Below are 18,631 nucleotides of genomic sequence, written 5' to 3' on the forward strand. Positions count from 1 at the left end.
GGAATTCCGCTCCAGGCGGGCAGGCTAGACCCGGGCTTTCCGGCTGCGAAGGGCCACGCGCAGGTTGCGCCGCGGCCGGCCTAGGCGCAGGCTTGGCGGCAAGAGCAAGACCCAGGAGGACGGCCATGGATGGGCTGCGCAATAGCGAGTACCGCCATCTCGAGGTCAACCGCATCGCCGGCTCGCTCGGCGCCGAGGTTTCCGGCGTCGACCTCTCGCAGGACCTGCCGGAGGCGGTGCTGAGCGAGATCCGGAAGGCGCTGCTGGACAACCTGGTGATCTTCTTCCGCGATCAGCGGCTCACGCCGCCGACCCAGCTCGCCTTCGCGCGGCGCTGGGGGGAAATCCACCTGCATCCCTACATGGCCGGGATGGACGACTATCCGGAGGTGCTGGAGATCCGGAAGACGCCGGCGGACAAGAAGAATTTCGGCGGCTCCTGGCACTCCGACCAGGCCTTCACCGCCAAGCCGGCGATGGGGACCATCCTCTACGGCGTCGAGATCCCCTCGGCCGGCGGCGACACGCTATGGACCAACCAGTATCTGGCCTATGAGACGCTCTCGCCGGGGATGCGGCGGATGCTGGATGGGTTGAAGGGCGTCTATCGCGGCGACAATTTCAGCAGCCACGACGGCAAGACGCGCCGGGAATACTACGCCGACAAGATCTCCATGAAGGTGATCGATCCCGGCGACACCCAGACCATCTCGACCCATCCGCTGGTGCGGACGCATCCGGAGACGGGGCGCAAGGCGCTCTTCGTCGGCGGCCACCTGCACCGGTTCGAGGACATGACGGAGGCCGAGAGCCGGCCGCTGATCGACTTTCTCATGCAGCATGCGACCCGGCCGGAATTCACCTGCCGCTTCCGCTGGCGCAGCGGGTCGCTCGCCTTCTGGGACAATCGCTGCACGATGCACTTCGCGATCAACGACTACCCCGCGGAGACGCGCATCATGCACCGCGTGACCATCTGCGGCGACACGCCGTTCTGAGGCGAAGGCGCGGGGGCAGGGCGCCCCCGCGTCGCATCCGCGTCAGACCACGCGGATGTTCTTGAACTGCCAGGGGTCGCTGGTGTCCAGATCCTCCGGGAAGAGCCCGCCGCGGTCCTGCAGCGGGGTCCAGTCGGAATAGACGCCCACGACCTCGCCCAGATAAGGGCGGCAGATCTCCAGCGCGCGGTCGTGGTCGATCTCGTCGCTCTCGACCACGCCGCGGCGCGGGTTCTCGATGGCCCAGATCACACCGGCCAGCACCGCGACCGTCACCTGCAGGGAGGTGGCGTTGTTGTGCGGCACCAGGCGGCGCGCCTCCTCGATCGTCAGGCGCGAGCCGTACCAGTAGGCGCCCTTCCCGTGGCCCATCAGCAGCACGCCGAGTTCGTCCATGCCGCGGACGATCTCGTCGGTCATCAGCCGCTTCTCCGGCTGCATCTGCCAGTTCTTGCCGGCCAGCTCATGCACCGAGAGCACCGCGTCGTCGCAGGGATGGTAGGCGTAATGCGCCGTCGGGCGGTACACCGCCTTCCCCTGTTCGTCACGGACCGTGTAGTAGTCGGCCAGCGAGATGCTCTCGTTATGGGTGATCAGGAAGCCGTGGAAGGGGCCTTCCAGCGGCGTCCAGGTCCGCACGCGCGTGCTGGCCCCCGGGCGCATCAGGTAGATCGCCGCGTCGCAGCCGAAGCCGTGGCGGTGGCCATCCGCCGGCAACGCCGTCTCATGCGTGCCCCAGCCGAGCTCGGCGGGCTGGCAGCCCTCGCCGACGAAGCCGTCGACCGACCAGGTATTGACAAACTCGCCCGGCTTTTTCGGGCGGTTGGCCACCTGGGTGTCGCGCTCGGCGATGTGGATCACCTTCACGCCCAGGTCCTGCGCGATCCGCGCCCAGGCCGCGCGGTTGGAAGCCGGCGGCGGCGAGGCGATCGGCGCGCCGGTGTCGCGGGCGATGTCGAGCAGCGCCTGCTTCACGAAATGGCTGACCAGGCCCGGATTGGCGCCATGCGCGGTGATGGAGGTGGGGCCGCCCTTCGCATATTCCCGGAGCGCGATCGCCTCCTCCCGCATCGCGTAGTTGGAGCGCTGGGAGGGCGTGAGCGAGGGATCGGTGTAGCCGCCGGCCCAGGGCTCGACCACCGTGTCGAGGTAGAGCACGTCGAGCTCCTGGCAGAGCTTCATCAGCTCGACCGAGGAGACGTCGACCGAGAGGTTCAGCAGGAAGTCGCCCTTCTTCAGGCGCGGCACCAGCACGTCGCGGAGGTTGTCGCGCGTGACCGGCTCGACCGTGAAGGTGATGCCGTATTCGGCCGCGACCTCGCGGCCGCGCTCCTCGGCGGTGACGATCGCGATGTTCTCCCGCGGGATGGCGATGTGGCGCAGGATGAGCGGCAGCACGCCCTGGCCGATGCTGCCGAAGCCGAGCATCACCAGGCGGCCGGAGAAGGTGGCATGGATCATTGAAGCGGACCTCCAGGGCACATGGCGGCGCAACACCGCCGGCACGGGGCCGGCGGCGTTGCAACAGGATTGTCGTTCGGGACGGTCAGGCCGCGAGCGCGGCCTCGACCTCCTCCTCCGCGCCCAGCATCGGGCGGTCGCGGACCTCGACCAGGCGGGCCCGGTCGAAGCCGTTGAAGGCGGTGCGCAGGCAGGCGCCATAGGCGCCGAGCTGGCCGATCTCGATCCAGTCGCCCTCGCGCACATCCTCCGGCAACCAGAAGGGGCCGGCCATGCGGTCGGCGCTGTCGCAGGTGGGGCCGTAGAAGGCGAAGCCCCGCAGCGCGTCGCTGGCCTCCGCGTCCGGCCGGATGAGCCGGCAGGGGAAGTGGAAGCCCGGCGCCCCGGCATCGGAGAGCGAGCCGTAGACGCCGTCGTTCACGTAGAGCGTGTCGCCGCGGCGCTGCAGCACCTGCACGACCACGCTGCCGCCGCCGGCGACGAGCGCCCGGCCCGGCTCCGCCCAGAGGGTCGCGCCGGGCAGGTCCAGCGCCTCGAAGGCCGACTCGATCTCGGCGAAGAAGGCGCCGAGCGGGGGCGGGGTGACGTCGGGATAGGCGACCGGGAAGCCGCCGCCGACATCCACCACCTCCACCGGCACGCCCGCGGCGCGGATCACCCGGCCGGCCAGCTCCATCGCGCGGCGCCAGGCCAGCGGATCCAGGCACTGCGACCCGACATGGAAATGCAGGCCGAGGCGCGCCGCATGCGGCCTGGCCGCGCGCAGCAGCGCGACGGCTTCCGCCGGCTCCGCCCCGAACTTGCCGGAGAGGTCGTAGCGCGCCACGCCCTTCGGCAGCGCCAGCCGCACGAAGAGGCCGAGGCCCTGCGCCGCGTCGCCGCCGGTCTCCTCGCGGATCTTGGCCAGTTCCTCGGCGGTGTCCAGGACGAAATCCTGCACGCCATGGCGCTGCCAGGCCTCCCGGATCGCCGAGCGCGCCTTCACCGGATGCATGAAGTGGATGCCGCCCTCGGGGAACATGCTGCGGACCAGCGAGACCTCGGCGGCCGAGGCGCAGTCGAAATGGCGCACGCCGCCCTCCCAGACCGCGCGCAGCACGGCCGGGTCCGGGTTGCACTTCACGGCATAGAGCGTCTCGCCGGGGAAGCCCTGCACGAAGGCGGCGCTGGCGCCGGCGATGGCGGCCGGGCGCAGGCAGTGCAGCGGCTCCTCCGGCCGCGCGACGGCGACCAGGGCATCCACGGTGGGCAGGGCGGTCGCGGCCTCGAGATCGCGGCGGAGCGGGGCGACGGCGGCGCGGACGCGGAGCAGGTCCATGATACGCAAGTCCTCACGGCATCCCGGCACGCGCGGGCGCGCGCCGGCAGGGCGGCAGTGGCAGGCGATGGGCCGGGCCGGCGCCACAGGGGCGGCCGGGTCGGCCTTGGCTGGACGGACCGATTCCGGTCGGGACGCCGCGGGGCGCACCGGCCATCGGGCCGACTCAGGCGATGCGGTGTGGACTTCGCATCGCGGCGAACCGTTCGAGCGACACAGGCAGATCCCTCACGACCCCGGAACCTCGCGGCCCCGGCATGGACGAAAAGGACGCGTCCCGTCGTTGCTGTGCCCCGGGTCGGCGGACCCAGACGGGGCTCTCGGCCAGATGGCCTTCGGCACGTGCGATGGCGTCAGCGCCCCCGTGACGGGCGGCGCGGCCGGAGAAATAAGGGGTGCCGGTGGAGATTTCCAGTGTTTTTTTCAGGGACCCCGTGGGATGGCTGGCAGGACCGCCGGATGACCCCCTGGATTGCCGGAAACTTGCCGGGCGGGAAGCGACCGGAAAGGTCCGGCCCCGGCCGACGTCATGGTCTTGCGAGGAGCGACAGGTACTCCCAGGCCATGGTGGCGCCGGCGAGGGCGGTGATCTCGGCCGTGTCATAGGCGGGCGAGACCTCCACCAGATCCATCCCGGCCCAGGCGAGGCCGCCCAGGCGCCGCAGGATGCCCTGCGCCTGCCAGGAGGCGAGGCCGCCCACCTCCGGCGTGCCGGTGCCGGGGGCGAAGGCGGGGTCGAGCGCGTCGATGTCGAAGGAGAGGTAGCAGGGACCGTCACCGAGAACCTGCCGCACCCGGGCGGCGAGGGCCGCGGGCGTCGCCTCATGCGCCTCCTGCGCCGTCACGACGGTGACGCCCTGGCCGAGGGTCCAGTCCCAGGTCTCCCGGTCCACCGGGCTGCGGATGCCGATCTGGATCATCCGCTTCGGCTCCACCAGCCCTTCCCGGATGGCGTGGAAGAAGACCGAGCCATGGGCGAGGCTCTGGCCGAAATTGGTCTCCCAGGTGTCCACATGCGCGTCCAGGTGCAGCAGCCCGACCGGGCCGCCGAGGCGCCGCGCGAGCGCACGCAGCAGCGGCAGCGTGACCAGGTGCTCGCCGCCGAAGGCGAGGAGATGGGCGCATTCCGCCGCCTGCCGCTCGATCAGCGCGAGGCTCGCCGGGATGTCGCCGAGCGCGATGGCGAACTCGCCGCAATCCGTGATGTCGAGGTCGCGCGGGTCCACCCAATGCGCCGGATGGACCCCGTCCACCAGCATGCGGCTGGCCCGGCGGATGGCCGCCGGGCCGTCACGGGTGCCGCTGCGGTTGGTGGTGCCGATGTCGAGGGGGATGCCCGCGACGCAGACGGAAGCACCCCGGTCCTGGCGCGTGATGCCGAGAAAGCCCGGCGGGGTCGCGAAGGTCGGGGTGCCGGCCATCGGACTACTTCACCGAGGAGAAGCTGGTCGGTTGCAGGAACATGTTCTCCACCCGCTCCAGGATCGGCCCATCGGCCTCGGAGGCCGAACGCGCGGCCAGCCAGTCCGGATCGGCGGCGAAGGCATTCCACTTCTGCTCGCGCTCGGCCAGGCTCTCCCAGGCCAGCAGGTAGTAGAGCGCGTGGTTGGACGGGCCGACCAGCGTGGTCCAGAAGCCGGCCTGGCGGATGCCGTACTTCTCCCACATCTTCAGCGTGACGGTGTCGAAGCGCTTGGTCAGCGCCGGCAGGCGGTTGGGCAGGCAGTGGTAGATGCGCAACTCGTAGATCATCCCTGGTCCCTCCCTTTCGATGGGCGGGCGGATGCTAGCGCGGCTTCGCGCGGCGCCATAGGCTGCGCGCGGAGGCGGCGATGGGGTATGAGGGGTTCAAGCTGCTGCACCTGCTGGGCGTGGTGCTGCTGATCGGCAATGTCACCGTCACCTCCATCTGGAAGCTCTATGCCGACCGCACGCGGGACGTGCGCATTATCCGCTTCGCCCAGCGCCTGGTGACCATCACCGACTGGTTCTTCACCTTCTGGGGCATCGTGCTGCTGGTGGTGGGCGGCTTCGGTGCCGCAGGGCTGGCCGGGATGGACCCGCTGCGCGACGGCTGGCTGGTGTGGTCGGAGGTGCAGTTCCTCCTCGCCGGCCTGGTCTGGCTGGGGCTGCTGGTGCCGATCCAGATCCGCCAGGCGCGGCTGGCGCGCGGCTTCGAGGAAGGCGTGCCGATCCCTGTGGAATACTGGCGGCTCGGCCGGCGCTGGATCGCCTGGGGGCTCGTCGCCACGGTGCCGCTGGTCGGCGCCATGTGGAGCATGATAGCCAAGGGCTGACATCCCGGGGGGAAACGATGCTGCTCTACGATTCCATCGGGCCCAACCCGCGCGTCGTCCGCATGTTCATGGCGGAGCGCGGGGTGGAGATCCCGAAGACCACCATCGACCTGCGCGGCGGCGAGAACCGGCGGCCGCCCTACCTCGCGAAGAATCCGGCGGGGCAACTGCCCTGCCTCGAGCTCGACGACGGCACGGTGCTGGCCGAGATCACCGCCATCTGCGAGTACCTCGACGAGATCGCGCCGGGTCCCAGCCTGATCGGCAATACGCCGCGGGAGCGCGCGGAGACGCGCATGTGGGTGCGCCGCATCGACCTCAACATCATCGAGCCGATGACGAACGGCTTCCGCTTCAGCCAGGGCCTCAAGCTCTTCCAGAACCGCATCCGCTGCATTCCCGCCGCGGCCGACGACCTGAAGCTGACGGCGCAGGAGAAGCTGGCCTGGCTGGACGGCCTGATCCAGGGCCGCGAGTTCATCTGCGGCAGCCGCCTGACGCTGGCCGATATGATGCTGTTCTGCTTCCTCGATTTCGCCGCGCAGGTCGGCCAGCCGCTGAACCCGGCGCTGCAGGCAGTGACTGCGCTGTACGGGCGGATGAAGGCGCGGCCGAGCGCGGCGGCCTAGGGCGCTTGCGTCCCTAGGCGATGCGCCTGCGCCGCCGGTGCGCCGGCGGGTCGGCCGGGAAGGTGATGCCGCTGGCATCGACGCCGAGATGCACCATCAGCCGCGCCAGCTCGATGCCGCAGCGATAGCCCTCCAGCACCGGCACGTCCCAGCCGAGCGAGGCGAGCCGGGCCTGCAGCGGCGCCTGCAGCCAGAAGGCGCCGGAGCAGCCCAGCAGGATCACCTCCGCGCCGTCCTCCTCCAGCGCCGCCAGCGCGGCCTTCACCGCCGCCTCCAGCATGCCGCTGTGCTCGCCCTGCGCATGCTTCTCCGCCTCGCCCCGCAGGGTGTGCCGGCCGCGATGCGCCGGGCGCGGCAGCGGGTAGTCGATGTTGCGGATGGAGGCGAGGCCATGCGTCATCCGGTAGCGCACCACCAGCTCCGCCATATGGGCGTTGTGCGTCTCCGAGATGTCGATGATGGAGAAGCGGTTGCCCAGCGTCATGGCGATGTGCATCTGCGCATGCGCATTCGCGGTGACGGGCACACGGTGGCGGCGGCCGATCTCCCGCGCCTCCATATAGCCCGGATCGCCGCCGCCGAGCAGCACGATGGCATCGTAGGTCCCGCTCTCGCAGGCCTGCCGGACGATGGGCAGGCGGGCGACGCCGGCGATGGCGAATTCCTCCCGCGTCTCCACCGGCCAGTCGCCATGCGGCGCGATGGGACCCGGGTGCAGGTCCCAGTCGATATCGGCCAGCAGCGGCGCCACCGCCGCGTGGTTCATCAGCTTCGCTTCCTTCGTGTCGCCATCGTCGCGGTAGCGGTTGGGCGAGGCCGGCGGCAGGGTGAAGGCCTGCACCAGCAGGAAGCGGAGCCGGCGGGACGGATCGCGCATGGTCAGACCGCCTTCTGCGCGCGCAGCCCGGCGATCTGCGCCGGCGTGTAGCCCAGTTCGCCAAGCACGGCATCGGTATCCGCGCCCAGCATCGGCGGCGGGCTGTCGACCCGCGGGCCGCCATGGGCAAGCGTGAAGGCGGCGACGGGCACGCCGAAGGGCTGCGGCACGCCAGGCGCGCCTTCGGGGAAGCGGTGGACGACGCCGCGGCTCTCGAGATGCGGGTCGGCCAGCGCTTCCTCCATCCGCCGCACCCGTGCCGCCGGGACGTGGCGCGCCTGCAGGTATTCCTCCCACTCGTCGGCGGTGCGGGTCAGCATGATCTCCGCCAGTACGGCTTCCTCGCGGTCGCGGTCGGCAAGGCGCTGCTCGTTGGTCTCCTTCGCCATGTCAGGCCGGCCGAGCGCCGCCCAGAGCCGGCGCTGTTGCCGCAGGTTGCTCGCGCCCAGCATCACCAGCCCAGCCTTCGTCGGATAGGCGCTGTTGGTCGCCTGCGCGTGCTTGTTGCCGTTCGGCTTCGCGGCCTTGCCGGAGGCGAGATAGGCCGTGACATGGCTCGCCTGCATCATCAGCGCGACGTCGAGCATGGCGAGGTCGATGCGCTGGCCCCGGCCGGTCCGCTCCCGCTGGAACAGCGCCGCGCTCAGCGCGAAGGCGCCCATGGTGCCGGTGGCGTAGTCGATCGCCGGGGCGCCGAACTTGATCGGGTTCACCTCGGGCGTGCCGGTCGCGGCCATGATGCCGCTGGTCGCCTGGATGACATGGTCATAGGCGGTCTGCACGCCGCGCGGGCCGGATTGCCCGAAGGCGGACATGGAGCAGTAGATCAGCCGCGGGTTGAGGGCGCTCAGCGCCTCCCAGCCCAGGCCCAGCGCCTCGAAGGCGCCGGGGCGGAAATTCTCGACCAGCACATCGGCGCCGGCGACGAGCTTCCGCAGCACCTCCCGCCCCGCTTCCTGTTTCAGGTCCAGCGTGATCGCGCGCTTGTTGGCGCCCTGGGTCAGGAAGTAGCTGCCCATGTTGGCGCGGTTCAGCGCCAGGTCGGGGCCGCTGTCGCGGCTCTGGTCCGGCTCGTCCGGCGGCTCCACCTTGATGACGTCCGCGCCCAGCAGGGCGAGCTGGTAGGCCGCGAAGGGCCCCGCCAGCACATGCGTGATGTCGATGATGCGGATGCCTTCGAAGGGGCGCATGGCTGTCATTCCGGGACGTTGTTTCCTGGCAGCATGCCAGCCCTGGCGGCCTGCCTCAATCGGCGCCACCATGCCGGGATGGAGGGAACGACCCGTCTCGCCGCGGAGGCGCCGCCGCGGCCCTTCGCGCTGCCCGATTTCCGCCGCCTCTGGGCCGTGGGCCTGGTCGTCTTCATCGTCCGCTGGCTGGAGATGCTGGCGGTCTCCATCTTCGTCTGGCAGGCGACCCATTCCGCCTTCCTCGTGACCATGATGGGCATGCTGCGCATCCTGCCGATGGGGCTCTTCGGCGCACCGCTCGGCGTGCTGGCGGAGCGGGTGGAGGCGCGCACCAGCCTCGTCATCGTCGTGCTGGCCAGCCTCGTGACCTCGGCCGCGCTCGCCGCGCTGAGCTTCGCCGGCGCGCTCGCCGTCTGGCACCTGGCGCTGGCGAGCTTCGTCAACGGCATCGCCTGGGCCGCCGACAACCCGGTGCGGCGGATGATGATCGGCCAGGTGGTGGGGCCGGAGCGCATGGGCCAGGCCATGTCCTTCGACGTCGGCAGCAACAATGCCAGCCGCATGCTGGGCCCGACCGTCTCCGGCCTGCTCTTCGCCGCCGTCGGCATCGAGGGGACCTTCGTCGTCTCGGTGCTGCTCTATGGCGGCGCGCTCCTCGCCGCGGTCACGCTGCGCTACCGCAGCGGCCGCGCCGCGGCGGGCGGGGAGGGCGTGCTGGCGCGGATCGGGGAGGGGCTGCGCGCCGTGCGGCAATCGCCGCGGCTGCGCGGCACGCTGGTCGTCACCATCCTCTTCAACATCTTCGGCTGGCCCTTCACCGCCCTGGTGCCCGTCGTGGCCCAGGACCGCTTCGCCCTGGGGCCGGAGGCGACCGGGCTGCTCGCCAGCATGGACGGCGTCGGCGCCTTCGCCGGCGCGCTGCTGATGGCCTGGCTGGCGCGGCCGCGCTGGTATGCGCGGGCCTATGTCGGCGGCCTCGCGCTCTACCTCGCCATGGTCTCCGGCTTCGCCCTTGCGCCGGGGCCGGTCGCGGCCGGCGCGGCGCTGCTGCTGGTCGGGTTCGGCCAGTCGGGCTTCAGCATCATGCAGGCGACGCTGGTCTACCTGCTCTCGCCGCCCGAGGTGCGCACGCGCGTGCTCGGCCTGCTCTCGGTCTGCATCGGCATCGGGCCGGTCGGATTCCTGGCGATGGGGCTGCTGGCGGACCGGCTGGGCGCGACCGCGACCTGCGCCATCACGGGCATCGCGGGCCTGCTGGCGCTGGCCCTGACGGCGCCGCTCTGGCGTGCCATCCTCGCCCTGGGAGAGGATACCAAGACATGACCGACCTGACGATCCGCGAGCTCCGCACGACGCTGCTGCGCCTGCCCTGGGCGGAGGATCCGTGGCTGAAGGGCCATGCCCTCGGCCCGCAGCGGGACCTGGTGGTGGTGGAGGTGGTGACGCAGTCGGGCCTAGCCGGCATGGGCTACCTGCACCTGCTGAATCTGCCGCTGCAGCGCACCATCGCGGCCTGCCTGGAGGAGGCGATGGTGCCGCGCATCATCGGGCGCAGCGCGACGGAGGTGGAGGGGATCTGGCGCGACCTCTGGCGCGCGACGCTGACGGGCGGGCGCGGCGGCGTGACCATGATGGCGCAGTCCGCCATCGACATCGCGCTGTGGGACGTGGTCGGCAAGGCGGCGGGGCTGCCGCTGCACCGGCTCTGGGGCCATGTGCGCGGGCGCATCCCGATCTATGGCAGCGGCTGCTTCCGCGGCGCGCTGGGGGAGGGGATGGCGGCCAAGGCGAAGTGGTATGTCGATCAGGGCTACCGCGCCATCAAGATGCAGGCCGCGCATATCGGCGACTGGCGGCAGGACGTGCGGAACCTGCGCATGGTGCGCGACGCGGTCGGGCCGGATGTCGAGATCATGATCGACATCAACATGGGCTGGACCGCCGACCAGGCGATCATCGCCGGCCGCGCCTTCCAGGACTACGACCCCTACTGGATCGAGGAACCCGTCACCGCCGACGATTTCGCCGGCTATCTCCGCTGCGCCGAGGCATTGACGACGCGCGTGGTGGGCGGCGAGACGCATTTCGGCCGGGCCGACCTGAAGCCGGTGCTGGAGAATCCACGCCTGCCCATCCTGCAGCCGGACCCCATGCGCGGCGGGCTGACGGAGTTGCGGAAGATCGCGACCGTCGCCGATACCTGGGGCATGACCTTCGCGCCGCACCTCTTCCCGGAACTGAACGTGCATCTGCTGGCCAGCCTCCCGAACGGGCTCTGGGCGGAGCAGATGGGGCTGCTGGACGACCTCTGGGTGGCGAAGCCGGTGATCGAGGACGGGCACATCGTCGCGCCCGAGACGCCGGGCCATGGGTTGACCTTCAGGCCGGAGGTGCTGCGGGACTTTGTCCTGAAGTAAGAAAGATCGGGGGAAGGTATTCCCCCGAACCCCCTTCTATTTCTGTAAGTTTGGCGCACGCTGGAACGACGATCCGCCAGACTCGGAGAAAGCGAAGGGGGGCTCGGGGGGAAGTGCCTTCCCCCCGTCTTTCACCCCAGTGCCGCCAGCGCGGCATCGACGCCGCCTGCCTGGTGCGGCACGCCGCAGACCTTCATCGTCAGCTCGATCGTCGCCAGCGTCCCCAGGATCATCGGCTCATTCAGGTCGCCGAGATGGCCGATGCGGAAGACCTTGCCGCCGAGCGGGCCGAGACCGCCGCCGAGCGAGAGGTTGAAGCGCTGCAGCGCCGTCGCGCGGAAGCTGTCGCCGTCATGCCCTTCCGGCATCATGACAGCCGTCACGCTATCGGAGTAGCGGGCGGGGTTGAGGCAGAAGAATTGCGGCCCGTTGTTGCCCGACCAGTGCTGCACCGCTGCCCGCACCGCGCGGGCGAGGCGCGTGTGCCGGGCGATGACGTTGTCCAGCCCTTCCTCCTGCAGCATCAGCCGCAGCGATTCCTGCAGCCCGTAGAAGAAGCTGATGGGCACCGTGCCGACGAAGCTGCGGTGCCGCCGCGTCATCATCTTGGACCAGTTGAAGTAGAATTTCGGCAGGCGGGAGGTCTTGTGCGCCTCCATGCCCTTGGCCGAGACACCGGTGAAGCTCATGCCGGTCGGCAGCATCAGCCCCTTCTGGCTGCCGCCGACACAGGCATCGATGCCCCATTCGTCCATCCGGTAGTCGAGGCTGCCGAGGGAGGAGATGGTGTCCGAGAGCAGCAGCGCGGGATGGCCGGTCGCGTCCAGCGCGGCACGCACCTCGGGCAGCGGGATCATCATGCCCGTCGCCGTCTCGTTGTGCACCACGCAGACCGCCTTGATGGCATGCGCCGTGTCGGCGGCCAGCGCCGCCCGAACATCAGCGATGTCCACGCCGCGCCGCCAGTCGGCGGCGACCATCTGCACCTCGAGGCCGAGATCCTTGGCCATCTGCGCCCAGCTATCGGAGAAATAGCCGCTCTCCAGGATCAGCACCGTCTCGCCGGGGGAGAGCAGGTTGACCAGCGTCGCCTCCCAGGCGGCGTGGCCGGAGCCAGTATAGAGGAAGACCTCGTGCTGCGTCCGCAGCACCTGCTTCAGCCCGGCGATGCAGCCGTCATAGACCTCGAGGAAGTTCGGGTCGTTGAAGTCCATCGTCTGGTGCGCCGTTGCCAGCAGCACGCTGTCCGGGATGTTGGTCGGCCCGGGATTGGCGAAGAACTGGCGGCCGCGGGGCTTGCGGGGCGTCTCGCTCGCGCTCATGCGTGGATCCTCGACGGGGGTCTCAGGCTAGACCGGGAAAGGGTGCTTGCGGAGATAGGGCATGTAGCTCTCCTCGACATCCACCTCCAGCGAGGCCAGCACCCGCACCACGGCGCAATAGAAGCTGGCGGTGACCGTCAGATCGACAATGCTCTCGTTGTCCAGGGCGGCGCGCAGCGCGGCGAAGGTCTCGTAGCCGATGCCCGGCCCGGCATGGACCTCCCGCGCCGCCTTCAGCACCAGGCGCGCCACGGGCTCGAGCGCCGAGGCCTCACCGCGGCTCTCCTGCTTGACGGCCTCGATATCCGCGTCGGTGACGCCGAAGTCGTAGCCGATCTTGACGTGGTGCGACCACTCATACGGGGAGCGGGCGAGCCAGCCGATCTGCAGGATCGCAAGCTCCCGCAACCGCGGGTCGAGCTTCGCGCCGTGGCGGATGTACTGGCCGAGGCCGCCGAAGGCGCGCGCCGCGCCGGGGCTGTTCACCAGCGCCTTGTGCAGCGTGATCTCGCGCGTCAGCAGGTCCTGGTCCTCGGGCTTCAGGTCGGATTTCTCAAGGTAGGGCAGGCGGGCCATACGGCGTCTCCGGGTCGTGCTTACAGGAACTTCCAGTCGAAGCCGCCGGCGCGGCCCTGGATGCGGCCTGCGGTCTGGCCGGGGAAATGGATGGGCAGGACGACCGTCGGTGTGTCCACGACCCCATGGAAGAATTTCCGCCGCGACTCTGCCGCCATCGTCGGGTCCCAGTCGAAGATGGTGGACCACTGCGGCTCCCGCACCTGCAGCGCGTGGTGCATCAGGTCGCCGGTGACGACCGCCGTCTGCCCGCGGGAGCGGATGTTCACGCAGCAATGGCAGGGCGCATGGCCGGGGGTCGGCGTCAGCGAGACGGTGTCGTCGAGCTGGAAGTCGTCGTCCACCAGCAGCGCCTGCCCGGCCTCGACCACCGGCTCGCAATTGTAGCGCCAGACATTGCCGGGCGGGTTGGTGCCGCGCCGCGTCGCCTCCTCCCAGGCCGCGTATTCCCGCTTGTGGAAGACGTACTTCGCCCTGGGGAAGGTCGGCACCCAGCGGCCGTTCACCAGCCGCGTGTTCCAGCCGCAATGGTCGATGTGCAGGTGGGTGCAGAAGACGTAGTCGATATCCTCGAAGCGCAGCCCCTCCGCGGCGAAGCCGTCCAGCCAGGGTTGCTTCGGGAAATCCATCGGCGGCGGGTAGCCCTTGTCCTCCCCGGTGCAGGTGTCGACCAGGATGGTGTGCTTCGAGGTCCGCACCACGAAGGTCTGGTAGGTGATGACCATGCGGCCCGAGGCGGGGTCGAAGACCACGGGGTCGAGTTCCGCCAGATGCCGCGCCCCGACCGCCTCATCATAGGTGGGGAACATGTCGGCCGGGCGGCGCCAGGGACCGTCGCGCTCGACGATGCTGGTGATCGTGACGTCGCCGATCCGCAAGGGCTGCATGGCCTGGCTTCCTCCGTTTGGGAGAGAGCCTAGCGCTGCCGCCGCCGGCGGGCCAGTCGGCGCCGGGGCCGGCCCGCGGCCGCCTCGCCTGTCGGGCGAGCCGCTTCAGGCCTCCGCGGCTTGCGGCGCGGCGGTCATCGGGTCGCCTCACCTGGCGGGCGGGCCGCTCCAGGGCGCTGCCTTGGACGGCCTCCGCGCCCTCCGGCGCCGCGGCCATCGGGCCGCTCAGGCGTCGACATGCTCCGTTGCCTGGACCGAGGGCCGGGCGGCGAAGCCGGCGTGCCAGTCGGCGAGCGCCGGATGCGACAGCCGCCAGCCGGCCTGCGGCCAGCGGAAGTCTAGGTAGGAGAGGGCGCAGCCGATCCCGATCTGGCCGATGCCGAAGGAGCCCTCGTCCAGCCGCGGCGCCTCCCGCTCCAGCGCCGCCAGCACCGCCGCCTGCTTCTCGGCGAAGCCGTCGAGGATGCGGCGGTCCGGCTGCGGCCGCGCCATCTCCGTCCGCCAGAGCAGCAGGAAGTCCATGAATCCGTTGCCGAGCGCATGGCGCCGCAGCGCCTCGATCCGCGCCGGCCCGGCGGCGGGGAAGAGCCGGGGCGGGCCGGCCAACTGGTCCAGGTACTCGCAGATCACGACCGAATCGTAGAGCGCCGTCCCGTCCTCCAGCACCAGGGTCGGGATCTTGCCGAGCGGATTGGTCGGCAGCAGGGCAAGGTCGGGCTTGGTCAGCGCCACCACGGTCGGCACGCGCTCGATCCGGTCGGCCAGGCCCACCTCGTGCGCCGCCACCATGACCTTGCGGACGAAGGGGGAGCGGGAGGACCAGTGCAGCCGCATCATGCCGATTCGCCTCTGCCCGCGACTCGCATCCTGCCCATGCCGTCCTCCGCAACCCTTGCGCAGATCCTGCGCCGGGGCGGGGCGGGCATGAAGCCCCGACTCGGCGCCGCATCGAGGGCCCCAAAACGGCGAAGCCGCGGTCCACGGGTCATCCCCGCGCCGCGGCTGCCTTCGTCAGTCGTCGTCCCGCCGGAGGGGCGGGGCGGTCCGGCTCAGAAACCCTCGCGCTCCAGGCGCTTGCGCTCGACCTTGCGGGCGCGGCGGACGGCCTCGGCGGCCTCGCGGGCGCGGCGCTCGGACGGCTTCTCGTAGTGCCGGCGGAGCTTCATCTCGCGGAACACGCCTTCGCGCTGCAGCTTCTTCTTGAGCGCCTTCAGCGCCTGGTCGATGTTGTTGTCACGGACGACGACTTGCACGCGGGACAGCCTCCTGTCGCAGTGGGGATCAAACGAAACGAAGCAGGCGGCAGGCGGTTCCGGCTGGCCCCGGGATGGCCCGGGACCCCGCTCGGTACCCCCTACCGGTCTGCGGAGACGCGCTGCATAGCACGGGTCGGGGGACAACTGGAAGCCCTCGCGGATGGCCGGAACCCGCCCTATCTGCGGAAAAACGACAGCGCGGAGGCCCCGATGGCCATCCTGAAGATCGCCCGCATGGGCCACCCGGTCCTGCTGCGGGAGGCCGAGCCGGTGGACGACCCGACCCATCCCGAGATCCGCCGGCTGATCGCCGACATGGCGGAGACCATGCAGGATGCCTCCGGCATCGGTCTGGCGGCGCCGCAGGTGCATGTGCCGCTGCGCCTCTTCGTCTTCCGGGAGGCCAACGGCGTCTCCGCCCTGGTGAACCCGGAGCTCGAGCCGCTGGGCGAGGAGGCCGAGGGCGCCTGGGAGGGGTGCCTCTCCATCCCCGGCCTGCGCGGCAGCGTCACCCGGCCGAAGCGCATCCGTTTCCGCGGCCTGGACGCCGAGGGCAATCCCGTCGCCGGCGAGGCCGAGGGGCTCACCGCCCGGGTCATACAGCACGAGACCGACCACCTCGACGGGATCCTCTACCCCATGCGCATGCAGGACCTCTCCCTCTTCGGCTTCACCGAGGAACTGGCCCGCGCCGCCGGGAGCGCCCCGCGGTGACCGAGCGCAGCGAGATCCGCGACCGCGCCCTCCGCGCCATGCTGCCCCTCGCGGCGGCGGAGGGCTGGACCTGGGCCACCCTCCGCGCCGGGCTGCGGGCGGCCGGTGAGGATCCGGCGCTGGCCCCGAGCCATTTCCCGCAGGGGCCGGTCGGGGCGGTGCTGGCCTGGATCGACCTGGTGAACCGGGAGATGGTCGAGGCCGCAGCGGCGGAGGGCGTGACCTCGCTCCGCGTCTCGCAGCGCATCCGCCGGGTGGTGGAATTGCGCCTGATCGCGCTCGCGCCGCACAAGGCGGCGCTGCGCCGCGCACTCAGCCTGCTGGCGCTGCCCTGGAACGCCCCGCACGGCCTTCGGATGACCGCCGAGGCGGTGGATGCCATGTGGCACGCGGCCGGCGACAGCTCGGCCGACTTTTCCTGGTACACCCGCCGCGCGACGCTGGCCGCGATCTATACCGCGACCATCGCCTGGTGGTTGCGGGACGAGGACCCCTCGATCTTCGGGGCCATGCAGTTCCTCGACCGGCGTCTCGCCGACCTCAAGCGGCTCTCCTCTCTCCGGGCCCGGCGCGCAGCCGCCGCCTGAACCCCGCCCGTCCTGCCGCGCTGAAGCCTGCAACGGGCAACGGGGCAGGCAGGCATGGCATCGCGGCGGCAATGGGCGTGGGGGCTGGGGGTCGGGTTGCCGCTGGTGGCGCTCGCGCTCTTCCTTGCGCTCTTCCGCTGGGACTGGCTGATTCCCATCATCGAGGCGCAGGCGGCGGTCCGCCTGGGCCGGCCGGTGACGCTGCAGCACCTGCATGTCAGCCTGGGCCGGACCATCCGGGTGACGGCGGAGGGGCTGCGGGTCGGCAACCCCGAGGGCTTCCCCGAGGACCCGCCCTTCGCCGAACTGCCGCGTGGCACGGTCGATGTCGCCTTCGCCCCGCTGCTGCGCGGCAAGGTGGTGATTCCGGCGGTCGAGCTGGAGCAGCCGAAGGTCGAGATGATCGGCCGCCCCGATGGCAGCACGAACTACGCCTTTCATGCCGCCGGCCCGGCGGGCGAGGGCAGCGGCGAGGGCGGGCCGCAGATCGGCGCGCTCCGCATCCGGGACGGCCATGTCCATGCCGCCATCGCCAACCTGAAGGCGGATTTCGCGGTCAACCTGAACACCGAGGATCCAGCCGGCGGCGACCCAGCGCTGCTGGCCGATGCCAAGGGCACCTATGCCGCCCTGCCAATCGAGGCGCGCTTCCGCGGTGGCGCGGTGCTGAACCTGCGCGATGCGGAGAAGCCCTGGCCGGTGCAGCTCGACCTCTCCAACGGCCCGACCCGCGTGGCGCTGCGCGGCACGCTGAAGGATCCGGTGAAGCTGGCCGGCGCCAACCTGCGGCTCGACGTGCAGACGCCGGACATGGCGCTGATCTCGCCGCTCATCGGCGTGCCGATCACCCGCACGCCGCCCTTCCGCGCGACCGGCCGGCTGGACTATGCCGAAGGGCGCTTCCGCTTCACCGATGTCGAGGGCCGGGTCGGCAACAGCGACGTCTCCGGCGCCTATACCGTCAGCACTGGCGACCGCACGGTCTTCACCGCCGACCTGCATTCCCGCCGGGTGGACCTGGCCGATCTCGGCGGCCTGATCGGCGGGACGCCCGGCCGCGCCGGCACGCCGGGCCAGACGCCGGAGCAGCGGCGGGAGGTCGCCCGCGCCGAGGCCAGCCCGCGCCTGCTGCCGACCACGCCCATCAGCATACCCAGCCTGAAGAAGGCGGACATGCATGTCCGCTACTCCGCCGACAGCATCCGCGGCCAGGGCATCCCCTTCGACGGGCTGGAGATGGTCCTCGACATCGAGGACGGCGTGATCCGGCTGCATCCCGGCACCTTCAAGGTCGGCCGCGGCGAGATCGCCGCCGACCTGACGCTGAGCCCGCAGGAGAACGGCATCCCGCATGCCAAGGCGCAGATCGAGCTGCGGCGCGTCGACATCTCGCGCCTCATGCAGGCCGCCGGGGCCGGCGGCGCGGGCACGCTCGGCGGCGTCGGGCGGATCGAATCGACGGGCCGCTCGGTCTCCGAATTGCTCGGCAACGGCAATGGCGAGCTGACGGTGGTGAGCGTCGGCGGCAACCTGAGCGCCCTCCTCGCCGATCTCTCGGGCTTCGAGTTCGGCAAGGCGCTGCTCTCCGCCCTCGGCCTGCCGCAGCGGACCCAGGTGGAATGCCTGATCGGCGATTTCGGCCTGACGCGCGGGGCGCTGCGCGTGCGCACCCTGCTGCTCGACACCGACAGCCACATCGTGACCGGCAGCGGCGTGGCGGGGCTGGGCAAGGAGGTGCTGGACCTGCGCCTGCGCACCGACAGCAAGCGGTTCAGCATCGGCTCGCTGCCCACCGACATCGCCATCACCGGCACCTTCAAGAACCCCTCGATCGCGCCGGAGGTCGGTGAGCTGGCGGCGCGGGCGGGCGCCGCGGTCGGGCTCGGCGTGCTCTTCGCGCCGCTTGCGCTGCTGCCGACCATCCAGCTCGGCGTCGGCGAGAACAGCCAATGCGAGCGCCTGACCCAGACGGCGCAGGGCAGGGAGGCGCAGCAGCAGCGCTGATCCGGGCGGCACCGGCGTCTCGCGGCATCGTGTGGCGATGCTGTGCAACCCTGAGGCGGGGTCGACAGCTTATTACGTTCCGCTACCCTTCAACGATC

The 18,631-nt window shown here is 70.9% G+C and carries 19 protein-coding genes; 8 read left to right on the plus strand and 11 right to left on the minus strand.

Annotation, left to right across the window (positions count from 1 at the left end; translation table 11 throughout):
• Positions 1–125: 125 nt before the first annotated feature.
• On the plus strand, positions 126–998 hold the full coding sequence (locus Q7A36_RS02865; protein WP_305102136.1) for a TauD/TfdA dioxygenase family protein: 873 nt from the start codon (positions 126–128) through the stop codon (positions 996–998).
• 42 nt (positions 999–1,040) lie between these two features.
• Here the strand turns inward: Q7A36_RS02865 and Q7A36_RS02870 are convergent, their stop codons facing one another.
• The 4 genes from Q7A36_RS02870 to Q7A36_RS02885 all read right to left on the minus strand — a co-directional run bounded on the left by Q7A36_RS02870 (position 1,041) and on the right by Q7A36_RS02885 (position 5,529).
• Positions 1,041–2,459 (minus strand): homospermidine synthase, encoded by a 1,419-nt coding sequence (locus Q7A36_RS02870; RefSeq protein ID WP_305102137.1) that lies wholly within the window; start codon positions 2,457–2,459, stop codon positions 1,041–1,043.
• 85 nt (positions 2,460–2,544) lie between these two features.
• Positions 2,545–3,777 carry a type III PLP-dependent enzyme gene (locus tag Q7A36_RS02875; RefSeq protein ID WP_305102138.1) on the minus strand — a complete coding sequence of 411 codons (1,233 nt, stop codon included), beginning with the start codon at positions 3,775–3,777 and terminating at the stop codon, positions 2,545–2,547.
• Positions 3,778–4,304: 527 nt separating this feature from the next.
• A complete protein-coding gene (gene speB, locus Q7A36_RS02880) occupies positions 4,305–5,198 on the minus strand; it encodes an agmatinase (protein WP_305102139.1) in 894 nt (297 codons plus the stop codon).
• 4 nt (positions 5,199–5,202) lie between these two features.
• Positions 5,203–5,529 carry an NIPSNAP family protein gene (locus Q7A36_RS02885; RefSeq protein WP_305102140.1) on the minus strand — a complete coding sequence of 109 codons (327 nt, stop codon included), beginning with the start codon at positions 5,527–5,529 and terminating at the stop codon, positions 5,203–5,205.
• An 80-nt stretch (positions 5,530–5,609) separates the two neighbouring features.
• Here Q7A36_RS02885 and Q7A36_RS02890 point away from each other — a divergent pair, with 80 nt between their 5' ends.
• Positions 5,610–6,074 (plus strand): DUF2269 family protein, encoded by a 465-nt coding sequence (locus tag Q7A36_RS02890; RefSeq protein WP_305102141.1) that lies wholly within the window; start codon positions 5,610–5,612, stop codon positions 6,072–6,074.
• A 17-nt stretch (positions 6,075–6,091) separates the two neighbouring features.
• Positions 6,092–6,703 (plus strand): glutathione S-transferase family protein, encoded by a 612-nt coding sequence (locus Q7A36_RS02895; protein ID WP_305102142.1) that lies wholly within the window; start codon positions 6,092–6,094, stop codon positions 6,701–6,703.
• Positions 6,704–6,716: 13 nt separating this feature from the next.
• On the opposite strand, the gene Q7A36_RS02900 is transcribed toward Q7A36_RS02895, so the two are convergent.
• Positions 6,717–7,580: an aspartate/glutamate racemase family protein gene (locus tag Q7A36_RS02900; RefSeq protein WP_305102143.1), complete on the minus strand. Its 864-nt coding sequence runs from the start codon at positions 7,578–7,580 to the stop codon at positions 6,717–6,719.
• A 2-nt stretch (positions 7,581–7,582) separates the two neighbouring features.
• Positions 7,583–8,770, minus strand: coding sequence for a CaiB/BaiF CoA transferase family protein (locus Q7A36_RS02905; RefSeq protein ID WP_305102144.1), 1,188 nt, complete (start codon positions 8,768–8,770; stop codon positions 7,583–7,585).
• Between the two features lie 78 nt (positions 8,771–8,848).
• Here Q7A36_RS02905 and Q7A36_RS02910 point away from each other — a divergent pair, with 78 nt between their 5' ends.
• Positions 8,849–10,093, plus strand: a complete 1,245-nt coding sequence (locus tag Q7A36_RS02910) for an MFS transporter (protein WP_305102145.1) — start codon at positions 8,849–8,851, stop codon at positions 10,091–10,093.
• Complete coding sequence (locus Q7A36_RS02915) at positions 10,090–11,187, plus strand: mandelate racemase/muconate lactonizing enzyme family protein (RefSeq protein WP_305102146.1); 1,098 nt, start codon at positions 10,090–10,092, stop codon at positions 11,185–11,187. The genes Q7A36_RS02910 and Q7A36_RS02915 overlap by 4 nt, the downstream gene beginning before the upstream one ends.
• A gap of 131 nt (positions 11,188–11,318) precedes the next feature.
• Here the strand turns inward: Q7A36_RS02915 and Q7A36_RS02920 are convergent, their stop codons facing one another.
• The 5 genes from Q7A36_RS02920 to rpsU all read right to left on the minus strand — a co-directional run bounded on the left by Q7A36_RS02920 (position 11,319) and on the right by rpsU (position 15,225).
• On the minus strand, positions 11,319–12,509 hold the full coding sequence (locus Q7A36_RS02920) for a pyridoxal-phosphate-dependent aminotransferase family protein (protein WP_305102147.1): 1,191 nt from the start codon (positions 12,507–12,509) through the stop codon (positions 11,319–11,321).
• A 27-nt stretch (positions 12,510–12,536) separates the two neighbouring features.
• Complete coding sequence (locus tag Q7A36_RS02925) at positions 12,537–13,085, minus strand: carboxymuconolactone decarboxylase family protein (RefSeq protein ID WP_305102148.1); 549 nt, start codon at positions 13,083–13,085, stop codon at positions 12,537–12,539.
• A 20-nt stretch (positions 13,086–13,105) separates the two neighbouring features.
• Positions 13,106–13,972, minus strand: a complete 867-nt coding sequence (locus tag Q7A36_RS02930) for an MBL fold metallo-hydrolase (RefSeq protein ID WP_305102149.1) — start codon at positions 13,970–13,972, stop codon at positions 13,106–13,108.
• A gap of 225 nt (positions 13,973–14,197) precedes the next feature.
• A complete protein-coding gene (locus tag Q7A36_RS02935; RefSeq protein ID WP_305102150.1) occupies positions 14,198–14,809 on the minus strand; it encodes a glutathione S-transferase family protein in 612 nt (203 codons plus the stop codon).
• A gap of 212 nt (positions 14,810–15,021) precedes the next feature.
• Positions 15,022–15,225: a 30S ribosomal protein S21 gene (rpsU, locus tag Q7A36_RS02940; protein WP_007006360.1), complete on the minus strand. Its 204-nt coding sequence runs from the start codon at positions 15,223–15,225 to the stop codon at positions 15,022–15,024.
• Positions 15,226–15,438: 213 nt separating this feature from the next.
• Between rpsU and def the strand changes: the two genes are divergently transcribed.
• Genes def through Q7A36_RS02955 form a run of 3 tightly spaced genes read left to right on the plus strand, consistent with a single transcriptional unit; the run spans position 15,439 to position 18,533 of the window.
• Positions 15,439–15,942: a peptide deformylase gene (gene def / locus Q7A36_RS02945; protein WP_305102151.1), complete on the plus strand. Its 504-nt coding sequence runs from the start codon at positions 15,439–15,441 to the stop codon at positions 15,940–15,942.
• Positions 15,939–16,529: a COQ9 family protein gene (locus tag Q7A36_RS02950; RefSeq protein WP_305102152.1), complete on the plus strand. Its 591-nt coding sequence runs from the start codon at positions 15,939–15,941 to the stop codon at positions 16,527–16,529. The genes def and Q7A36_RS02950 overlap by 4 nt, the downstream gene beginning before the upstream one ends.
• Positions 16,530–16,583: 54 nt before the next feature.
• Positions 16,584–18,533 carry an AsmA family protein gene (locus Q7A36_RS02955; RefSeq protein WP_305102153.1) on the plus strand — a complete coding sequence of 650 codons (1,950 nt, stop codon included), beginning with the start codon at positions 16,584–16,586 and terminating at the stop codon, positions 18,531–18,533.
• The last annotated feature ends 98 nt before the right edge of the window (positions 18,534–18,631 follow it).

The organism is Paracraurococcus lichenis, from assembly GCF_030657435.1.
GTDB classification, from domain to species: Bacteria; Pseudomonadota; Alphaproteobacteria; order Acetobacterales; family Acetobacteraceae; genus Paracraurococcus; species Paracraurococcus lichenis.

What these genes read in the sequence shown, in the direction of transcription:
- Q7A36_RS02865 (WP_305102136.1), top strand. Translation starts at nt 126, where the DNA reads ATGGATGGGCTGCGCAATAGCGAGTACCGCCATCTCGAGGTCAACCGC.
- Q7A36_RS02870 (WP_305102137.1), bottom strand. Translation starts at nt 2,459, where the DNA reads ATGATCCATGCCACCTTCTCCGGCCGCCTGGTGATGCTCGGCTTCGGC.
- Q7A36_RS02875 (WP_305102138.1), bottom strand. Translation starts at nt 3,777, where the DNA reads ATGGACCTGCTCCGCGTCCGCGCCGCCGTCGCCCCGCTCCGCCGCGAT.
- speB (WP_305102139.1), bottom strand. Translation starts at nt 5,198, where the DNA reads ATGGCCGGCACCCCGACCTTCGCGACCCCGCCGGGCTTTCTCGGCATC.
- Q7A36_RS02885 (WP_305102140.1), bottom strand. Translation starts at nt 5,529, where the DNA reads ATGATCTACGAGTTGCGCATCTACCACTGCCTGCCCAACCGCCTGCCG.
- Q7A36_RS02890 (WP_305102141.1), top strand. Translation starts at nt 5,610, where the DNA reads ATGGGGTATGAGGGGTTCAAGCTGCTGCACCTGCTGGGCGTGGTGCTG.
- Q7A36_RS02895 (WP_305102142.1), top strand. Translation starts at nt 6,092, where the DNA reads ATGCTGCTCTACGATTCCATCGGGCCCAACCCGCGCGTCGTCCGCATG.
- Q7A36_RS02900 (WP_305102143.1), bottom strand. Translation starts at nt 7,580, where the DNA reads ATGCGCGATCCGTCCCGCCGGCTCCGCTTCCTGCTGGTGCAGGCCTTC.
- Q7A36_RS02905 (WP_305102144.1), bottom strand. Translation starts at nt 8,770, where the DNA reads ATGCGCCCCTTCGAAGGCATCCGCATCATCGACATCACGCATGTGCTG.
- Q7A36_RS02910 (WP_305102145.1), top strand. Translation starts at nt 8,849, where the DNA reads ATGGAGGGAACGACCCGTCTCGCCGCGGAGGCGCCGCCGCGGCCCTTC.
- Q7A36_RS02915 (WP_305102146.1), top strand. Translation starts at nt 10,090, where the DNA reads ATGACCGACCTGACGATCCGCGAGCTCCGCACGACGCTGCTGCGCCTG.
- Q7A36_RS02920 (WP_305102147.1), bottom strand. Translation starts at nt 12,509, where the DNA reads ATGAGCGCGAGCGAGACGCCCCGCAAGCCCCGCGGCCGCCAGTTCTTC.
- Q7A36_RS02925 (WP_305102148.1), bottom strand. Translation starts at nt 13,085, where the DNA reads ATGGCCCGCCTGCCCTACCTTGAGAAATCCGACCTGAAGCCCGAGGAC.
- Q7A36_RS02930 (WP_305102149.1), bottom strand. Translation starts at nt 13,972, where the DNA reads ATGCAGCCCTTGCGGATCGGCGACGTCACGATCACCAGCATCGTCGAG.
- Q7A36_RS02935 (WP_305102150.1), bottom strand. Translation starts at nt 14,809, where the DNA reads ATGATGCGGCTGCACTGGTCCTCCCGCTCCCCCTTCGTCCGCAAGGTC.
- def (WP_305102151.1), top strand. Translation starts at nt 15,439, where the DNA reads ATGGCCATCCTGAAGATCGCCCGCATGGGCCACCCGGTCCTGCTGCGG.
- Q7A36_RS02955 (WP_305102153.1), top strand. Translation starts at nt 16,584, where the DNA reads ATGGCATCGCGGCGGCAATGGGCGTGGGGGCTGGGGGTCGGGTTGCCG.